Here is a 17541-nt window from a genome sequence, read left to right as displayed (position 1 = left end):
GACGCTACGCTGATCGCATGCTCGACAGTCGACCGGACGCTCCCGCGGATGCCCTCATCCGCGACGCGGGTCTACGGGTGACGGCGACCCGTGTCGCCGTCCTCGAGGCCCTGCGTGCCCGGCCGCACGCCACCGCGGACGACGTCTTCGACGGGATCCGCGGTGCCCTTCCCGGCACCAGCAAGCAGTCGGTGTACAACGCGCTCGGCGATTTCGCCGACGCGGGACTCGCGCGCCGTATCGAGCCGGCCGGTCACGCCGGCACGTTCGAGCTGCGCGTGGGGGACAACCACCACCACGTGGTCTGCACCGGGTGCGGCCGCATCGAAGACGTGGACTGCGTCGTCGGTGCGGCGCCGTGCCTGCACATGCCGGAGGGCAGCGGCTTTCTCATAGAGACCGCTGAAGTGACGTTCTGGGGCGTGTGCTCCGATTGTCGAGCGACGTCCGAAGCCGAAAAACCGAGAGGATCCCGATGAGCGACGCTCTGAACGGGTGCCCCGTCTTCCACGATGGAGCCGCCCCCGACGACAACCGACTGCCCGTGGGCGAAGCCCCCGCCGACAGCGAGCCCGCCGGCGCCCTGCCGCACCCGACCCAGGGGTCCGCCAACCGCGTGTGGTGGCCCGAGACGCTGAACGTCAAGATCCTCGCGAAGAACAACGCGCTGCGCGACCCGCTCGACGAGGGCTTCGACTACCGCGCCGCGTTCGAGGCGCTCGACCTCGACGCCGTCAAGCAGGACCTCAAAGCGGTCATGACGACTTCGCAGGACTGGTGGCCCGCCGACTTCGGCCACTACGGGCCGCTCATGATCCGCATGGCCTGGCACAGCGCCGGCACCTACCGCGTGACCGACGGTCGCGGCGGCTCGGGCGCGGGCATGCAGCGCTTCGCCCCGCTGAACAGCTGGCCCGACAACGTCAACCTCGACAAGGCGCGCCGTCTGCTCTGGCCTGTCAAGAAGAAGTACGGCCAGTCCATCTCGTGGGCCGACCTGATGATCCTCGCCGGCAACGTCGCGCTCGAGGACATGGGGTTCCCGACCTTCGGCTTCGCCGGTGGCCGCACCGACGTGTGGGAGCCCGACGACGACGTGTACTGGGGTCCCGAGACCACGTGGCTCGGCGACGAGCGCTACACGGGCAACCGCGAGCTCGAGAAGCCGCTCGCCGCGGTCCAGATGGGTCTGATCTACGTCAACCCCGAGGGACCCAACGGCAACCCCGACCCGCAGCTATCGGCGAACGACATCCGCGAGACGTTCGGGCGCATGGCCATGAACGACGAAGAGACCGTGGCGCTCATCGCCGGGGGTCACACGTTCGGCAAGACCCACGGTGCGGCGAGCGACTCGCACGTCGGCCCCAACCCCGAAGCCGCCGACATCAACGACCAGGGCCTGGGCTGGAAGAACAGCCACGGCACCGGCAAGGGCGATGACACCATCACCAGCGGCCTCGAGGTCACCTGGACCTACCACCCCACCCGCTGGGACAACGAGTTCTTCCACATCCTCTTCGCCTACGAGTGGGAACTCTTCCAGAGCCCCGCGGGCGCGCACCAGTGGCGTCCGGTCAACGGCGGGGGCGAAGGCCTCGTGCCTGAGGCGCACTCCGACGGCCGCCGCGAGCCCCGCATGCTCACCAGCGACCTGGCGCTTCGCGTCGACCCGGCGTATGAGAAGATCTCGCGCCGTTTCGCCGAGGACCCGGCCGCGTTCCAGGATGCCTTCGCCCGCGCCTGGTTCAAGCTGACCCACCGCGACATGGGCCCGCGTGAGCGCTACCTCGGCTCCGAGGTGCCCGCCGAGGTGCTCGTGTGGCAGGACCCCGTGCCCGCCGTCGACCACGAGCTGATCGATCAGGCGGATGCCGCTGCCCTCAAGCAGCAGATCCTCGACAGCGGACTGTCGGTGCAGCAGCTGGTCACCACGACCTGGGCCGCCGCTTCGACCTTCCGCGGCAGTGACAAGCGCGGTGGCGTGAACGGGGCGCGCATCCGCCTCGAGCCGCAGAAGAGCTGGACGGTCAACAACCCCGAGCAGCTTGCATCCGTGCTCTCCGTCCTCGAGGGCGTGAAGGCCGCCTTCGACGCGCAGGGCGACAAGAAGGTCTCGATCGCCGACCTGCTCGTGCTGGCGGGCAACGCCGGTGTCGAGCAGGCCGCCCGCGCCGGTGGCGTCGAGGTCGAGGTGCCCTTCACCCCGGGGCGTACCGACGCCTCGCAGGAGCAGACCGAGATCGAGTCGTTCCGCTGGCTCGAGCCGATCGCCGATGGCTTCCGCAACTACGCGTCGCGCGAGGCGCGCCTGCCCGCGGAGTTCCTGCTGCTCGACAAGGCGAACCTGCTGACCCTCACCGCGCCCGAGATGACCGTGCTCGTCGGCGGCCTACGCGCGATCGGCGCGAACTGGGACGGCAGCGACTGGGGCGTCTTCACCGACACCCCCGGCGCCCTGACGAACGATGTGTTCGCGAACCTCCTCGACCTCGGAACGACGTGGAAGCCGCTGGACAGCGGCAAGCACGCCTTCGAGGGCACGAAAGACGGATCGGGCGAGAAGGTCGGGATCGGCACGCGCGTCGACCTGGTGTTCTCGTCGAACTCCGAGCTGCGCGCGCTCGCGGAGGTCTACGCCTCCGACGACGCCAAGGAGAAGTTCGTCCGCGACTTCGTCGCCGCCTGGCGCAAGGTCACCGAGCTCGACCGGTTCGACCTGGTCTGAGAACGGTTCGCTGCGGCTCGGTCGTCGCGGCACGCGGAAGGCCCGTCCCCTCGCGGGGCGGGCCTTCCGTCGTCGGTGCGCGTGACGTGTCCGGCTGCGCGAGTGGCGTGAGTGCGCGCCAGGCGGCCCTTTTCGGGACATGCTCTGCGCGAAGCGGGACGCACCGACCATGTCCCATTTACGGCTGCCTGAGTGCTCCTCAGGCGGCCCTTTTCGGGACATGCTTTGCGAAAAAGGGGACACGGGGGTCGACGGGAGACCCCGGATGCCGCGGCTCAGGCGCGCGACAGGCGGCGAAGACCCTCATCGATCGACACCGAGGGCGCCCAGTGCAGGTCGCGGCGGATCTCGGTCTGATCGAACCAGTGCGCGGTCGAGAGTTGCTCGGCGAGGAATCGGGTCATCGGCGGCTCGTCCTGTCCCGGGCGCACGGCCCACACCCGCTCGATCAGCGACCCCGCCGCCTTGGCCACGCCCGCGGGCACGCTGAAGCGCGGCGGGGTGACGCCCGAGGCGCGGCAGATCCCGGCGAGCAGGTCGCCGACCGGCCGGGGTTCGCCGTTCGTGAGCACGTACGCGCGGCCGCTGACCTCATCGACGCGATGAAGGGCGGCCACGATGCCGGATGCCGCATTGTCGACGAACGTGGAGTCGATGAGCGCCGTGCCGCCGTCGAGCAGGGGCAGGGTGCCCCGCCGGGCACGCGCGACGACGCGCTCGATGAGCTGCGTGTCGCCCGGGCCCCACACGATGTGCGGGCGGACCGCCACGAGGGCGGTGTCTCCGCCGGCGCGCGAGAGAGCGAGAACCTCGGCCTCGGCCTTCGTACGGGCGTATTCGCCGCGCGCGGCATCCGGATCCGCGGGCTCGGCACCCACACCCGCGAGGGCGTGGCCGGCGTGCGCGACGGAGGGGGAGGAGACGTGCACGACGCGTGAGACGCCCGCGGCGGCGGCGGCATCGAGCAGGATGCGGGTGCCCTCCAGGTTGACCGCGCGGAACTGGGCGGGGTCGCCCGCGAGGGAGACCTTGGCCGCGAGATGCACGACTCCGTCGATTCCCTCGAGCGCTGAGGCCACGGCATCCGGATCCGTGACGGACCCCCGCCTGTCGTCGGCGCCGTCGACGCCGGAGGGTCGGCGCTGCAGGGTGCGCACCTCGTGGCCGGCGTCCTGCAGGGCGCGCACGACCGCGCGGCCGAGGAACCCGGACGACCCGGTGGCGAGGACTCTCACTGCGCCGTCGGCTTCTCGCCGGCGAGCACACGCCCGGCCCAGGCCGAGAGACGCGAGCGGTCGATCTTGGAGTTGTGGCGGATGTCGGTCGGCAAGGTCGGGACGACCAGCACGGCCGCGAGGCGCTGCGCCGTCGCCGCGCGCACCTGATCGGTCAGGTCGGGCGATGCCAACCCCGGGCGCCGCACGCCCGCCTCGACCACGGCGACGACGACCTGCCTGCCCCGGGGGCCCACGCCGACGGCCGCAGCGCGCTCGACCGCGGGGACCGTCTCGACGTCCTGCTCGATGCCCACGGGGGTGACGGGGCCCTCGGCGGTGGTGATGACGTGCGGGAGGCGCCCCTCGATCCACAGGCGACCCTCGGCGTCGAGGTGGCCGACGTCTCCGGTCCGGTGCCAGCGGTCGGGCAGGCCGCGCTGGGCCTCGCGATCGGTGAGGTACAGGCGGAAATATCCGCGCTTGAGGTGGGGCGCCGAGACGACGACCTCGCCGGTGACTCGCGGCTCCGTCGAGGGTTCGCCCGAGGCGCGACCATCGGCGTCGATCGCCGAGATGCGCACCTGACCACTGCCGAGCGGCCGACCGACGCACACGCCCCGGTCGCCCTGCGCCTGTTCGATCTCGGGCAGCGTCACGTCGGCGACGAGCAGGCACTCGGTCATGCCGTACGGGGTGTGGGCCGTCGCGTTCGGCATGAGCGCCTGCGCGCGGCGGAGCAGGTCGACGCTCACGGGAGCCCCGGTCGACAGGAACGTCTCGACGCCCTCGAGAGCGACGCGATCGTCGGCGGTGAGGGCCGACGCCGTCGCGACGACGTTCGACACGGCGGCGGGCGAGAGGAAGACGATCCGCGCGTCCGAGGCGCGCACGGCCGCGGCCACGGCGACCGCCGTCAGGGTGCGCGGGGCGGAGACGTCCATGTCGGGCGTCGCCGACCGCGTGCCCAGGGCCGGCCCCAGGAGGGCGAAGGGGGCGAAACCGGTGACGAGACCCGTCTCGGCGATGACGTCGAAATGCGCCGCGAGGGTGTCTCGGAGCGCCGTGAGCTGGGCGTGCGTGTAGACGACGCCCTTGGCCGGTCCCGTCGAGCCGGAGGTGAAGAGCACCGCGGCCTCGGCCTCCGGGGCGGGGGGAGCGGGCACGGCACGACCGCGTCCGGCGCGGGCGAGGTCGGACAGGCTCGCCTCGACACCCAGGGCGCGGGAGGTGACCGCCGGAAGAGCCGCAGACGAAATGCGGCGCCCCGGCCACCCCAGGGCGCGCGCGGCCGCGAGCCCCGCGACCTCGCCGATCACGACGTCGGGGATCGCACCGCGTACGGCACGGGAGAGGCCGCGGATGCCGAGACCCCGGTCGGCCACGACCACCACGGCGCCGATGCGCAGGCACGCGTAGAGGGCGGCGGTCAGGGTGGGGCCGGGCTGCACGAGCAGCGAGACGCGGTCGCCCGCGCGCACGCCGAAGGCGTCGAGGCCCGCGGCGAGCTCGTCGACGCGAGCGGACAGCTGGCGCCAGCTCACCCGCAACGGGTTTCCGTCGTCGTCGGTGGTCATGTCGATGACGGCGGTGTCGTCGTCGTCGCGGCGCGCGTCGAGGGCGTCCCACAGGTGACCCGACGCATCCCCGGGCGCGGGGGGAGTCTCGGGCGCGGGCGCGGCGGCTGCACGCCTCGCGGCGGCCGAGCGACGCGAACGGGTCGCGGGCGTCACGGCATCCACGACCTTCTCATCGAGCCAGTCGAGCACGACGTCGGCGTAGGGGCGCTCCTCGGCGATCAGGTGTCCGGCGCCCTCGAAACGATGCACGTCGGCTTGCGGCAGTCGGTCGGTGAGATCGTCGAGGTGGTCCTCGCCGAACACCGGGTCTTTAGGGCCGCGCAGAAGCAGGGCGGGCACGGTGAGTTCGCGCAGGCCCGACGACATGCGGTGCAGGGCCGGGGTGCTCTCGTGGTCGGGGGTCGCGGGGATGTCGGCGACGAAACCGCCGATGCCGCGTCGCCGGGCGACGGTCGCGTACGGGGCGCGGAAGGCGGCCTTCACCCCGGGATCGAGCTCGGCCAGGGCCAGGGTGGTGTCGAGGAACGCCGTGGTGCCCGTCGTCCCGGCAGCGAGCATGCCGCGGGCCGTGGCGACGCGCAGGGCGAAGGGGAGCGCCGCACCATCGGGGTGATGGACGGCGGTGTTGAGCGCGACGACGGCGGCGAGGCGATCGCGGTGCTCGACGGCCCAGCCGAGCGAGACGGGTCCGCCCCAGTCGTGACCGATGGTGACGACAGGACCCCGGATGCCGAGCTGCTCGACGAGGGCGTCGAGGTCGGCGATGCGCTGAGCCAGGGTGCGTCGCAGCGAGGAGCGCTCCGAGAAGCCCATCTCGAGCTGGTCGACGGCCACCACGCGCCAGACGGCCGCTCCCCCCTCGGCGCGCGCGAGCGAGGCGTTCACGAGAGCGCGCCAGAGGTACGACCACGTGGGGTTGCCGTGCACGGCGACGATCGTGCCGATCGGCTCGAAGCCGCGCTCGGCCAGGGCGTCGCCGGTGTCGAGCACGTGCCACCGGCGTGTGGCTCCCGCGTCGGCGAGCACGCCGTCGACGCTCACGAGGCGCGACAGGGCCGGATCGAGCCCGGGCAGGCCCGCCGGGGGAAGAACGGCCTGCGGTCCCGTGACGCGCGGGAAGCTCACCAGGCCAGCTCCAGCATCCCGGTGTTCAGTCCGGAGCCCACTCCCATCAGGAGGACGCGATCGCCTCGACGCAGCGTCTTCTGCTCGGCGGCGAGCGTGATCGGGATCGAGGCGGGACCCACGTTGCCGAGGCTCGGGTACGTCACCGGGACGCGCTCGCGGTCGAGCTTGGCCGCGCGGACGATCGCCGAGGTGTGGACTGACGAGACCTGGTGCGTGATGTAGCGGTCCATGCCGGTCCACGCGAACTCGCCCTTCGCCTCTTTCCACGCCGAGACGACGAGGTCGAGGCCGCCCTTGAGCAGAGCCTTGGCGTCGGTGAACATGCCGTCGACGCTGCCGACGCAGAGGTCGTAGAACTGGGTCGCGGCGCGCGTGACCCCGCCCACGATGCGGTGGCCCTCGGGGTGGTCGCTCGCCCGGCCGAGGACGGCGGCTGCGGCTCCCGAACCAAGCGTCAGGGAAGCGAACTCCTGCATGAACGCGTCACGATCCAGGTTTTCGCGCACCAGGCGGTTGATCGTGTTGACCTGGATCTCGTCGGCATCCTCGCCGTTGACGATGAGGGCGTACTTGACCTGGCCGGACTGGATCATGCCGGCGGCGAGGCTCATGCCGTTGATGAAACCGAGGCACGCGTTGGCGACGTCGAAGTTGATCGCCGAGCTCGGCAGACCCAGACCGTGGTGCAGACGCACGGCCACCGAAGGCTCGAGGTGCTTGCGCGTCACCGAGGTGTTGATGATGAGCCCGATCTCGCCGGGGTCGACCCCCGCCTCGGCGAGGGCCTGCTTTCCCGCGGCGATGGTGGCTTCGTCGGAGGACTCGCCCTCCGCCCAGTTGCGACGCTCGTTGACGCCCGCGACGCGGCGCAGGAGACCCGGCTTGAGCTTCAGTCGCTGCAGCGCCGGGGCGAGGCGCTCCTCGATGTCGTCGGACGTCGTGACGCGGCTGGGCAAGACGCTCGCCACCGAAACGAGAGCCACATCGTCGAAGTGCGTGGTGGCGTTACCTGGCAAGAGATCTCCCGCATCCTGTGCGTAGACGGCGCAGCCGGGCGCGGAGGGGACGCGTTGACGGCTGGAAGGGTACCCCCCAGGATAAGCCGCGAGATATGTCGCGGGCTGCATGGGGAGCGGGTGTGCTACAGCCGACCGGCCGCTTTCAACGCGAGATAGCGGTCGGCGACGAGCGGGGGAAGGTCGTCTGCCGACGCCGACACCGCATCGCCGCCGGCGCGCACGATCGCCGCCGCGACGCGCTCGGCGTCGTGCCGGGCGCGCTCGGCGGCGGCGGCGGCGTAGACGTCGGAAGCATCCCGGTGGGCGGGGGTCTCCCCGGGCCCGTCGGTGGCCGTGGCGACCAGCAGGCGCGAGCGGGAGGCGATCGCGGGAAGCGAGGCGAGGAAGGCGCGGGCCGCCTCGGGATCGTCGGCCGCCGTGAGCAGCACCACGAGGGCCGGGCGGACGGCGAACCCGCGGACGTGCGCGAGCGCGGCATCCCAGTCGGTGTCGATCAGCTGCGGATCGACGGGCGCCATGGCGTCGACCAGGGCGGGGAGCAGGGGGCCTCCGTCGACCCGCGTCACGCGCGCCCGCGGCAGTCTGTCGAACATCAGCAGGTGCACGTGGTCGCCCGCGCGGGTGGCCAGCACCGACAGCAGCAGCGCCGCCTCCATGGCGGCGTCGAGGCGCACCCCGTCGCCCACGCGAGCCGCGGCCGTGCGCCCGGTGTCGATGACGATCACGACGTGCCGGTCCCGCTCGGGGCGCCAGGTGCGGAGCATCGTCGTGCCGGCGCGGGCGGTCGCGCGCCAGTCGATCGAGCGCACGTCGTCGCCGCGCACGTATTCGCGGAGGCTGTCGAACTCGGTGCCCTGACCGCGCACCTGCAGGCTCGTGTTGCCGTCGAGCTCGCGGAGCCGGGCCAGGCGTGACGGAAGGTGCCGCCGCGACGTGAACGGCGGGAGCACGCGGATCCGGCCGGGGGCGTCGATGACGCCCTGGCGACCGGCCAGCCCCAGGGGTCCCGCCGCGCGAACGGCGACGAAGGCGCTGCGCAGTTCGCCGCGACGGCGAGGGCGCAACGGCAGGGGCGCGGAGCGTCTCTCTCCGGGCGGCACGGTGAAGCGCTGCCGCTCGGCCGGCGCCCCGGCGGTCGGCTGCCACGCGTCGCGCACGCGGGCGCGCAGCAGACGGGTGCCGAGATTGCGCACGCGCAGCTCTCCGGCCACGGTTTCGTCGCGCAGCGCCCGCTCGGGGTGCGTGCGGGTGATCTCGACCCGGCGCGGGTCGGCGGCGAGCAGGGTGTCGACGACCGCCAGCACCAGGCACAGCAGCACCCACCCGCCGGCGACCGCCCACGCGGAGAGCCCCGCCGTGCTCAACAGCACGAGGGGCACGACGCCGAGGGCGACGAGCAGGGCGAGACGGCCGGTGACGAACATCAGATGGGAACGCGGGTCTGCTGCAGGACGGAGGTGAGGATGGCATCCACCGATACGCCCTCGATCTCCGCCTCGGGACGCAGCCGGATGCGGTGGCGCCACACCGGCACGAGCATGGTCTGCACGTGGTCGGGCGTGATCGCGGGATACCCGCTCAGCCACGCCCACGCCTTGGCGGCGGCGAGCAGGCCGGTGGACGCGCGGGGACTGACCCCGACGAGCACGGAGGGGCTCTGCCGAGTCGCGCGGGCGAGGTCGACGACGTAGCCGAGCAGGTCGTCGTCGACGGCGACGGATGCCGCCGCGCGTTGCGCCGCGAGGATCTGGGGCGCCGTGACGACCGGCGCGACACCGGCGTCGTCGAGACGGCGGGGGTCGAATCCCGCGGCGTGGCGACGCAGAACGTCGACCTCGGCATCGCGACCGGGGAGATCCACGACGAGCTTGAGGAGGAAGCGGTCGAGCTGTGCCTCGGGCAGCGTGTACGTGCCCTCGTGTTCGATGGGGTTCTGCGTCGCGGCGACGAGGAACGGATCGGGGAGTGCCCGGCTCTCTCCGTCGGATGACACCTGTCGTTCCTCCATGGCTTCGAGCAGCGCCGCCTGCGTCTTCGGGGGCGTGCGGTTGATCTCGTCGGCCAGCAGCACGTGGGTGAAGACGGGGCCGGCCCGGAACTCGAAGGTGCCGGCGCGGGCGTCGTAGACGAGGGAGCCGGTGACGTCTCCCGGCATGAGGTCGGGGGTGAACTGCACGCGGCGGGTGTCGAGTCCGAGCGCACGGCTGAAGGACCGCACGAGCAGCGTCTTGGCGACGCCGGGGACACCCTCGAGCAGGACGTGCCCGCGGGAGAGGAGCGCGATGAGGAGGCCGGTGATCGTGCCGTCCTGGCCGACGACGGCTTTGCCGACCTCGAGACGCACGCGGTGCATCGCGTCGCGCAGCTGCGCGTGGTCGTCGCTCGGCGCGACGGAGGCCGCGGCTGCGGGGGTCTCGGGGCTGTCGGTCATCGTGTGGTCCCTTCGGTTCGGACGGCGGCGCGCACGCTCTCTTCGAGATCGCGGAGGCGGTCGGCCGCCGCGACGAGTTCGCGGTCGGTACGGGGGAGGTCGTCGACGAGGATGCCGCGCACGCGCGCGCGGTCCGCGCCGAGTCTCTGGGCGACGGCATCGGCGACCTCGTGCGGGGAGGTTCGGGCGGTGAGGCCGAGAAGGCGACCCAGACGCGCCCGGGCGGCACGGCGGAGCTCGTCGAGCGCGTGCGCAGCGTCCTTCGACGAGGCGTAGAGGCGCGCGCGGCCCTCGGTGGTCTCGGTGGCGCGGACGGTGACGGGAAGGCGCTCGGCCACGAGCGGCCCGAAGCGGCGCCCTCGCCAGATCGCGGCGGCGAGAGCGGCGGTCAGAAGCAGCAGTATGGCGGGAGTCACCCACGCGGGAGTGAGGTCGCCGAGGGTCGGGGCGGCCGTATTCTGGTCGGCGTCGGAGAGGGCGGGCACGTACCAGACGAGCCTGTCGGTCTGTCCGAGCACGCCGAGGGCGAGAGCGGCATTCCCGTCGACGGGGAGGGCCGTGTTCGTGAGAACCGAGAGCCCGTCGAGGGCGGTCACCGTCCGGCCGTCCGTTCCTTCGGACTGCAGAAGCCCGAACTCGCCGTCGACCGGGTAGCAGCCCTGGACACCGTCTCCGGGGCGCAGGAGCTCGCCCACGCGGGCCGTTCCGGCGTTCGAGGCCGCGGCGACGGTGCACTCGGGGGTTGCGGACGCGTCGGGGGAGAAGCCGCCGAGCGCGGAGCCGTCGAGGAGCACCTCCAGCGCGCGAGACCGGGGTTCGACGAGGACGACGTGCTGCGCGCGGTCGGTGAGCTCCCGCAGCGCGTCGTCCGACAGCATCGGGGCATCGCGCAGGACGAGGGTGGCGTCGCCGTCGGCGAGGGCGCGTTCGGCGGCGGCACGGTCGCGAGCGATCGTGACGGTGACACCCTGCCTCTCGAGGACTCGCACGACCGCGCGGGTTCCATCCGGGCCGGCCGAGTCGGGGTCGAAGATCGCGCGCTGGGTGTACCCGCCGTAGACGAGGGTGCCGCCGATCAGAGCGGCGAGCAGGAGACCCGCGCACAGGGCTGCCCAGCCGAGGGCGGATCTCCGGCGCGAACGGATCGGGGCGGCCGAGGCCGTCGGCGCGCTCACCGGGATGCCACCGGTACGACGCGCGCGCGGACGGCGGCATCGTCGAGGTCGGCGACCTGTCGGTAGCGCTCACGGGTGCCGGGGCGGCGCAGGTAACGGATGTCGTCGAACGTCGTGGCGGCCGGGTCGAGCAGCGGGACGAGGGCGGGCAGCGCCGTCGCCGTCTCGCGCGCGAAGGCGCGGACCGTGGCGCCGGGAGGCGGATCGACGAGCCCGCGTTCGGTGAGGCCGCGCGCGAAAGCGCGGAATCGCAGCACGATCGCGTCGTCCCACTCGCCCCGGTCGGCCGCGACCGTCGCGTCGGCGCGGAGGTCGTCGGCGGAGCGGCCGTCGTCGTCGTCGAAGAGCGCGCGAGCCGGCTCCGAGGCGCGCGTCGACAGGCGCGGTCGGCCCCAGATGAGAAGAGCGACGACGATCAGCGCGACGACGATGATGCCCAGCACGACGAGAGCGGACGGACCCCACCCGTCGTTGTCGGGGACACGCAGCAGATCTTCGAGGAACTTCCCGATGGCCTGGGAGATACGGTCGACGATGTTCGGCTCGGCCGCCTGGTACACGGGGTCGCCGAGCTCCTGCTCGGCCCAGTCCCGGGCCTGGTCGGGGTCGGGAAGTAGCGGGAAGGCGGCTGCCATGGCCGTGAGGATCACGCGTCGCCGTTCGAGCCGGGGGCGGCCCATGTCGTCTGCGCGCGGTCGGGGGCGCCCGGCGCGGGCGGGGCCGCGGGGGAGTCCTGCGCGACGGGGGGCACGGGGGGAGCGGGGTAGGCCTGCGGCGCGGGGGCAGTGACCGGCGCCGCGTACGGGGGAGGCGTCGGGGCGGCTGCGGGAGCCGATGGTGCGTAGCCCGGAACAGGTCGGGGGGCCGCATACCCTCGCGGTGCAGCGGCGTACCCTCCCGTCGCGGGAGCGCCGTACCCCGCGTTCCCCGCCGGGGGGCCGTAGCCCGCGAACGCCGGCGGAGCGCCGTAGGGCACCGGGGCGGGGCGCTCGACGACCCGGCCCACACCCACGAGGTAGGGGTCGCGCAGCTCGGCTGCGCCGGAATCGCGGGCCTCCACGTAGGACTGCAGGTCGTGGTCGAGGCCTTCGACACGCATGCGGGCGTCGACGTACACGAGGACGGCGGAGGTGGACTGCACGACGAGAGCGATGCACTGAACCAGCAGGATCCCGAACTGCCCCACGACCTGCACGACGATGAGGCCGACGAGCGCGCCGGCTCCGCTCTCGCCGGTCGGCGCGATGATCGACGGGACGAAGCCCCCGAACAGGCTCAGGGGCAGCGAGATGATCTGCGCCACGACCCCGAAGACCACCGAGATGATCACGACGACCCCGAGCGTCGACCAGAAGCGTCCACGGGTCAGCTGCCACGATCGAGCGATCGCCCGGAAGACGGGGGCGCGCTCGAGGATGATCACGGAGGGGACGAGGAACAGTTTGGGCGTCAACCAGAGGTACAGCGGGATGAGCGCCAGGAAGAACAGCACGCCGACGAGCGCGCCGACCCAGGTCGCGGCGATGACCAGCAGCGCGACGATCCCCGCGAGGACCCCGACGAGCAGCACCACCGCACCGACCGTGAGCGCGCTGTAGCCGACCAGGCGCCAGAACACCGGACGCACCCGCGCCCAGACGGCCCTGAGGGAGGGCTTCTCCGCGACCACCGCGTGCGCCACCTCGGCCACCACGATGCCCTGCACGACGACGCCCAGAACCCCGGACAGGATGCCGAGCACCAGGGCGGCGATGGCGGTGAGGGCGATCGAGCCCGCGATGATCGCGTCGTAGTCGTCGCTGCCGTACGGGACGGTGTCGAGCCGGGAGAAGCTCGCGATCGCCACCCCGGCGATCGCCGCCGTCACGACGATGTAGGCCACGGCCTGGACGACGAGGGCGAAACCCAGCAGCACCTTGGGGTTGTGACGCAGGGCGACGAACGAACGGCCCAAGATGGTGCCGAACCCGTACGGGTGCAGCGGAACGATCCCCGGGCGCGATGCCGGGGTCCAAGACGGGTACGCGGTCATGTGGGGCCCCTCCTCGTCACATGGCGGTGCCCTCATCGTGTCACACACCCCCGACACGTACGCCTGTCGTGCAGGCAGGTCGACTACTCTCGATGGGACGTGCCCCCACCCGGGGCGTAGTGCCCGTCCCCGAGCGGGTTTCGAGACGGAAGACGTACACCCGAATGACTTCACGGATCCTGGTTGTCGATGACGACACCGCGCTGGCCGAGATGATCGGCATCGTGCTGCGCACCGAGGGATTCGAAACGGTGTTCTGCGCAGACGGCGCGCAGGCGGTGGACGCCTGGCGCACCGAGCGCCCCGACCTGATCCTGCTCGACCTCATGCTCCCGGGCGTGGACGGCATCGAGATCTGCACGCGCGTGCGAGCGGAGTCCGGCGTGCCGATCATCATGCTCACGGCGCGCACCGACACGGCCGACGTGGTCAAGGGTCTCGAGTCGGGCGCCGACGACTACATCATGAAGCCGTTCAACCCGAAAGAACTCGTCGCGCGCATCCGAACGCGCCTGCGTCCGGTGCAGGTGCCGGTCGACGAGACCCTGCGCATCGGCGACCTCGTCGTCGATGTCGCCGCGCACGAGGTCCGTCGCGGCGACGCCCCGATCGCCCTCACCCCTCTGGAATTCGAGCTCCTCGTCGCGCTGGCCGAGAAACCGCAGCAGGTGTTCTCGCGCGAGATGCTGCTCGAGCAGGTGTGGGGCTACCACTACAAGGCCGACACCCGCCTGGTCAACGTGCACGTGCAGCGACTGCGCGCGAAGATCGAGGCCGACCCCGACAACCCGCGCATCGTGACCACCGTGCGCGGCGTGGGCTACCGCGCCGGCGCGGTGGCCTGATCTCCTCATGACGGGCGCGGTGCGCACCTTCCCGCGGCCGCGGGCTCGAGGATGGCGCGATTGGCGCGTCGTGCGCGATCGCCTCGCGACGCTGTGGCGCCGCTCGCTGCGCTTCCGCACGATCGTGCTCACGGTGACGCTGACGGCCGCGACGATCCTCGTCACGTGCATCGCCATGGCGCTCGTCATCCAGAACGAACTGTTCACGGCCCGTAAGGACCAGGTGCTGCTCGAGGCGCAGCGCGCCACCGCCGCGGCACAGGCCACCCTCGACGCCGCCGTCGACTCGACCGATCCGGCCGCGGCGCAGACGCTCATGAACGGTATCGCGACGCGCCTGTCGCAGCAGTCCTCGAGCGATCTCATCGCCCTGTACCGCATCGGCCCGCCCTCCCCGCTGGCTCCGCAACCCTTCATCTCCCCGGCTTTCGAGTCCCGTATGGTCACCGACGCCCTGCGCACGCAGGTGCAGTCGAGCCCCGACCTGCAGTGGTGGCAGTCCGTGGCGCTTCCCGCCGACGACGGCCGTGAGGTTCCCGGCATCCTGGTCGGTCATCAACTGCGCTTCCCCGCGGAGGACGGGGTCGACTCGTACGAGCTGTACATGGGGTACGACCTCACCAGTGCCTCGCAGACCCTGGCCTTCGTGCAGGTGCTGCTGTGGGTCGTGGGCCTGGTCCTCGTGCTGCTCATCGGCGCCATCGCCTGGTTCGTCCTCAGATCCGTCACGACTCCGATCGCGGATGCCGCCGAGACCAGCGCCAAGCTCGCGGCAGGGGATCTGGGCGTCAGGCTCCCGGTGCGCGGCGAGGACGAGCTCGCGACCCTGAACCGCTCCTTCAACGCGATGGCCGACAGCATCGAGTCGCAGATCAAGGAGCTCGCCGACCTCTCGCTCGTGCAGCAGCGCTTCGTCTCGGACGTCTCGCACGAGCTGCGCACGCCGTTGACGACGATCAAGCTCGCCGCCGACATGATCAACGACCAGCGCGAGGAGTTCGATCCCGCCACCGGCCGCGCCGCGGAGCTGCTGCACGCGCAGGTGCAGCGCTTCGAGGTGCTCCTCACCGACCTGCTCGAGATCAGCCGCTACGACGCGGGCTCGGTCCAGCTCGAGCTCGAGGCGACGAGCCTGGCCCATCTGGCCGAAGACGTCATCCTCTCCATGGAGCAGCTCGCCGAGGGCCACGGCTCCGACGTGCGCCTCGTCGCCCCGGGCGGCTACACCCCGGTCGACATGGACGCCCGGCGCGTCCGCCGGATCGTCCGCAACCTCCTCGGCAATGCGATCGAGCACGGTGAGGGACGCCCGATCGTGGTGTCGGTCGACAGCGACCGGGATGCCGTGGCCCTCGGCGTCCGCGACTTCGGCCTGGGCATGCAGCCCGACGACGTGGAGCGCGTCTTCGACCGCTTCTGGCGCGCCGACCCCTCGCGCGTGCGCACCATCGGCGGCACGGGCCTCGGCTTGTCCATCGCCCTCGGCGACGCCAAGCTGCACGGCGGTACCCTGTCGGTCTGGTCCGAGCCCGGACGCGGCTCGAACTTCGTGCTCACCCTGCCGCGCGCCGGTCAGCCGGTCAGCAGCTCGCCCCTGCCCCTCGTCCCCGACGACGAGCAGGGCGGGGCCCTCGAAGCCCTGGGCCTCACACAGCCCATCTCGACCCGACCCGGAGTGAGGAAGACGACATGAGACGCGCTCTCGCCCTCGTCGGTCTCGCCCTGGTGCTCGCGTTGACCGCGTGCACGGGCCTTCCGACCTCCGGTTACGTCAATCCCGGGCGCGGCCCCCAGGTCGACGACACGCAGGCCTTCGCCTTCGTCCCCGACGGACCGCAGGACGACGCCTCTCCCGCCGAGATCGTGGAGGGGTTCCTGCGTGCCGGTTCCGGCCCCGCCGACGACTGGGCCACGGCGAAGCTCTTCCTGGCGTCCGGGACCCAGTGGGATCCCCGCGCCCGCGTCACCATCGACCGCCTCGCCGATCGCCGCGCCGCCGCGAACGCCGACGGCACCGGAGTGACCGTCGCGCTCACCACGGTCGCGGGGGTGGATGCCAACGGAGCCTATGCCCCGACGGCCTCGGGCACCGCGGAATCCCTCTCGTTCACCCTCGCGCGCGTCGACGATCAGTGGCGCATCACGTCGGCACCCGACGGGGTCGTGCTGTACGAGGAGGTGTTCCCGACCGTCTACCAGTCGGCATCCATCGCGTACTTCGATCCCACGTGGAGCTTCATCGTCCCCGATGTGCGGTGGTTCCCGCGGGCGCTGGTGGCGAGCCGCGTGGCGACCGCCCTGGTGGACGGGCAGCCCAGCGCGTGGCTCGCCGGCGCGGTCAAGACGGCGTTCCCCGACGAGCTGTCGCTCGTGGGGCGTTCGGTGACGCTGTCCTCCAGCGGCGTCGCCCAGGTGCAGCTGCCGCGCACCGCCCTGAGCCTGGACCGCACGACGCTCGACCGCATGCAGACGCAACTGTCCAAGAGCCTGGTCACGGCCGGCATCAGCGAAGTGCAGATGACGGTGGAGGGCACCCCGGTACCCGCGTCCGAGGTGTCGGTGCGTGTCACCCGGGTCGATCCCTCTCCTGCCGTGCTGACCACCGCCGGCGCGTTCGGTGCGCTCGCCGGAGACACGGTGGAATCGCTCGGCGGACTGTCCGAGGCGATCGAGTCTCTCGCCCCGGCCGCGGTCGAGCTCGAGGCCGACCGGAGCCTCGCGGCGGTCCGCACGCAGCAGGGCGCCGTGGCGAGTGCGCTGGCGGATGGGCGTACCTTCCTGCTCGACGATCGTCCCGGGTTGATCGCCCCCACGATCGACGCCGAGGGGGCGATCTGGAGCGTGCCCGCTTCCGCGCCGACGCAGCTGCGCACGATCTCCGCCGAGGGCGTGCCGCGCAACGTCGGCAATGCCTGGCCCGACGCCTCCGAGATCACCGCGATGCAGATCTCGCGCGACGGGACGCGGGTGGCCGCGATCGTCACGGTCTCGGGCACACGCGAGGTGTGGGTCGCCGGCATCCAGCGCGAGGGCGGCGAGGTCGATCTCGGCGTTCCGCACGTGCTGTCGTTCTCGCAACAGGGGGCCTTCGACCTGGCTTGGCTCGACGACACGACGGTGGGCGTCCTGGCCGACGTCGACGGCGCCAGCCGTCTGCGCGAGCTCAACGTGGGCGGACGAGGGACCGAGGCCGCGGCCCCCGATGGCGCGACCACCCTCGCCGCCGGGAGCACGAGCGTGCGCGTACTCGACGACGCCGGTCGTCTCTACAGCCGTCGTGGAAGCTCGTGGACTCTGGTGGCCACCGGTATCCGCGTGCTCGCCGCCCAGCAGGGCACCACCTCCTGAGACTCCTCCCCACCGGGGAGAGGCGGTCTTCTCTCCCCGGA

Annotated in this window: 13 protein-coding genes; 5 read left to right on the top strand and 8 right to left on the bottom strand. The window is 72.2% G+C overall.

The annotated features are described in order from the left end of the window. Positions 1-17: 17 nt before the first annotated feature. Positions 18-479: a Fur family transcriptional regulator gene (locus DEU35_RS02390; protein ID WP_116238498.1), complete on the top strand. Its 462-nt coding sequence runs from the start codon at positions 18-20 to the stop codon at positions 477-479. Beyond that, positions 476-2728 (top strand): catalase/peroxidase HPI, encoded by a 2253-nt coding sequence (katG, locus tag DEU35_RS02385; RefSeq protein ID WP_116238497.1) that lies wholly within the window; start codon positions 476-478, stop codon positions 2726-2728. The genes DEU35_RS02390 and katG overlap by 4 nt, the downstream gene beginning before the upstream one ends. Before the next feature lie 275 nt (positions 2729-3003). On the opposite strand, the gene DEU35_RS02380 is transcribed toward katG, so the two are convergent. The 8 genes from DEU35_RS02380 to DEU35_RS02345 all read right to left on the bottom strand — a co-directional run bounded on the left by DEU35_RS02380 (position 3004) and on the right by DEU35_RS02345 (position 13307). Beyond that, the gene (locus DEU35_RS02380; RefSeq protein ID WP_116238496.1) at positions 3004-3963 is read right to left on the bottom strand and encodes an NAD(P)-dependent oxidoreductase; all 960 of its coding nucleotides are present in this window, start codon (positions 3961-3963) and stop codon (positions 3004-3006) included. After that, the gene (locus DEU35_RS02375) at positions 3960-6647 is read right to left on the bottom strand and encodes an alpha/beta fold hydrolase (RefSeq protein WP_116238495.1); all 2688 of its coding nucleotides are present in this window, start codon (positions 6645-6647) and stop codon (positions 3960-3962) included. Before DEU35_RS02375 ends, DEU35_RS02380 begins: the two co-directional genes overlap by 4 nt. Continuing rightward, positions 6644-7666 carry a 3-oxoacyl-ACP synthase III gene (locus DEU35_RS02370; protein ID WP_116238494.1) on the bottom strand — a complete coding sequence of 341 codons (1023 nt, stop codon included), beginning with the start codon at positions 7664-7666 and terminating at the stop codon, positions 6644-6646. The genes DEU35_RS02375 and DEU35_RS02370 overlap by 4 nt, the downstream gene beginning before the upstream one ends. 125 nt (positions 7667-7791) lie before the next feature. Continuing rightward, positions 7792-9093 carry a DUF58 domain-containing protein gene (locus DEU35_RS02365; protein ID WP_116238493.1) on the bottom strand — a complete coding sequence of 434 codons (1302 nt, stop codon included), beginning with the start codon at positions 9091-9093 and terminating at the stop codon, positions 7792-7794. Next, complete coding sequence (locus tag DEU35_RS02360) at positions 9093-10100, bottom strand: MoxR family ATPase (protein ID WP_116238492.1); 1008 nt, start codon at positions 10098-10100, stop codon at positions 9093-9095. Before DEU35_RS02360 ends, DEU35_RS02365 begins: the two co-directional genes overlap by 1 nt. After that, complete coding sequence (locus DEU35_RS02355; protein ID WP_116238491.1) at positions 10097-11275, bottom strand: DUF4350 domain-containing protein; 1179 nt, start codon at positions 11273-11275, stop codon at positions 10097-10099. The genes DEU35_RS02360 and DEU35_RS02355 overlap by 4 nt, the downstream gene beginning before the upstream one ends. Next, the gene (locus DEU35_RS02350; protein ID WP_147301815.1) at positions 11272-11910 is read right to left on the bottom strand and encodes a DUF4129 domain-containing protein; all 639 of its coding nucleotides are present in this window, start codon (positions 11908-11910) and stop codon (positions 11272-11274) included. Before DEU35_RS02350 ends, DEU35_RS02355 begins: the two co-directional genes overlap by 4 nt. A gap of 11 nt (positions 11911-11921) precedes the next feature. Continuing rightward, positions 11922-13307, bottom strand: a complete 1386-nt coding sequence (locus DEU35_RS02345) for a glycerophosphoryl diester phosphodiesterase membrane domain-containing protein (protein ID WP_116238489.1) — start codon at positions 13305-13307, stop codon at positions 11922-11924. Positions 13308-13471: 164 nt separating this feature from the next. Here DEU35_RS02345 and mtrA point away from each other — a divergent pair, with 164 nt between their 5' ends. Genes mtrA through DEU35_RS02330 form a run of 3 tightly spaced genes read left to right on the top strand, consistent with a single transcriptional unit; the run spans position 13472 to position 17500 of the window. Beyond that, positions 13472-14152 (top strand): MtrAB system response regulator MtrA, encoded by a 681-nt coding sequence (mtrA, locus tag DEU35_RS02340; RefSeq protein ID WP_103211067.1) that lies wholly within the window; start codon positions 13472-13474, stop codon positions 14150-14152. Between the two features lie 7 nt (positions 14153-14159). Further along, on the top strand, positions 14160-15845 hold the full coding sequence (gene mtrB / locus DEU35_RS02335; protein WP_103211065.1) for an MtrAB system histidine kinase MtrB: 1686 nt from the start codon (positions 14160-14162) through the stop codon (positions 15843-15845). Beyond that, the gene (locus DEU35_RS02330) at positions 15842-17500 is read left to right on the top strand and encodes an LpqB family beta-propeller domain-containing protein (RefSeq protein ID WP_103211063.1); all 1659 of its coding nucleotides are present in this window, start codon (positions 15842-15844) and stop codon (positions 17498-17500) included. The genes mtrB and DEU35_RS02330 overlap by 4 nt, the downstream gene beginning before the upstream one ends. Positions 17501-17541: the final 41 nt, after the last annotated feature.

It is taken from the genome of Microbacterium sp. AG157 (genome assembly GCF_003385695.1).
In the GTDB taxonomy this organism is placed as follows: Bacteria; Actinomycetota; Actinomycetes; order Actinomycetales; family Microbacteriaceae; genus Microbacterium; species Microbacterium testaceum.
This window is presented reverse-complemented; position numbering and strand designations above follow the sequence as displayed.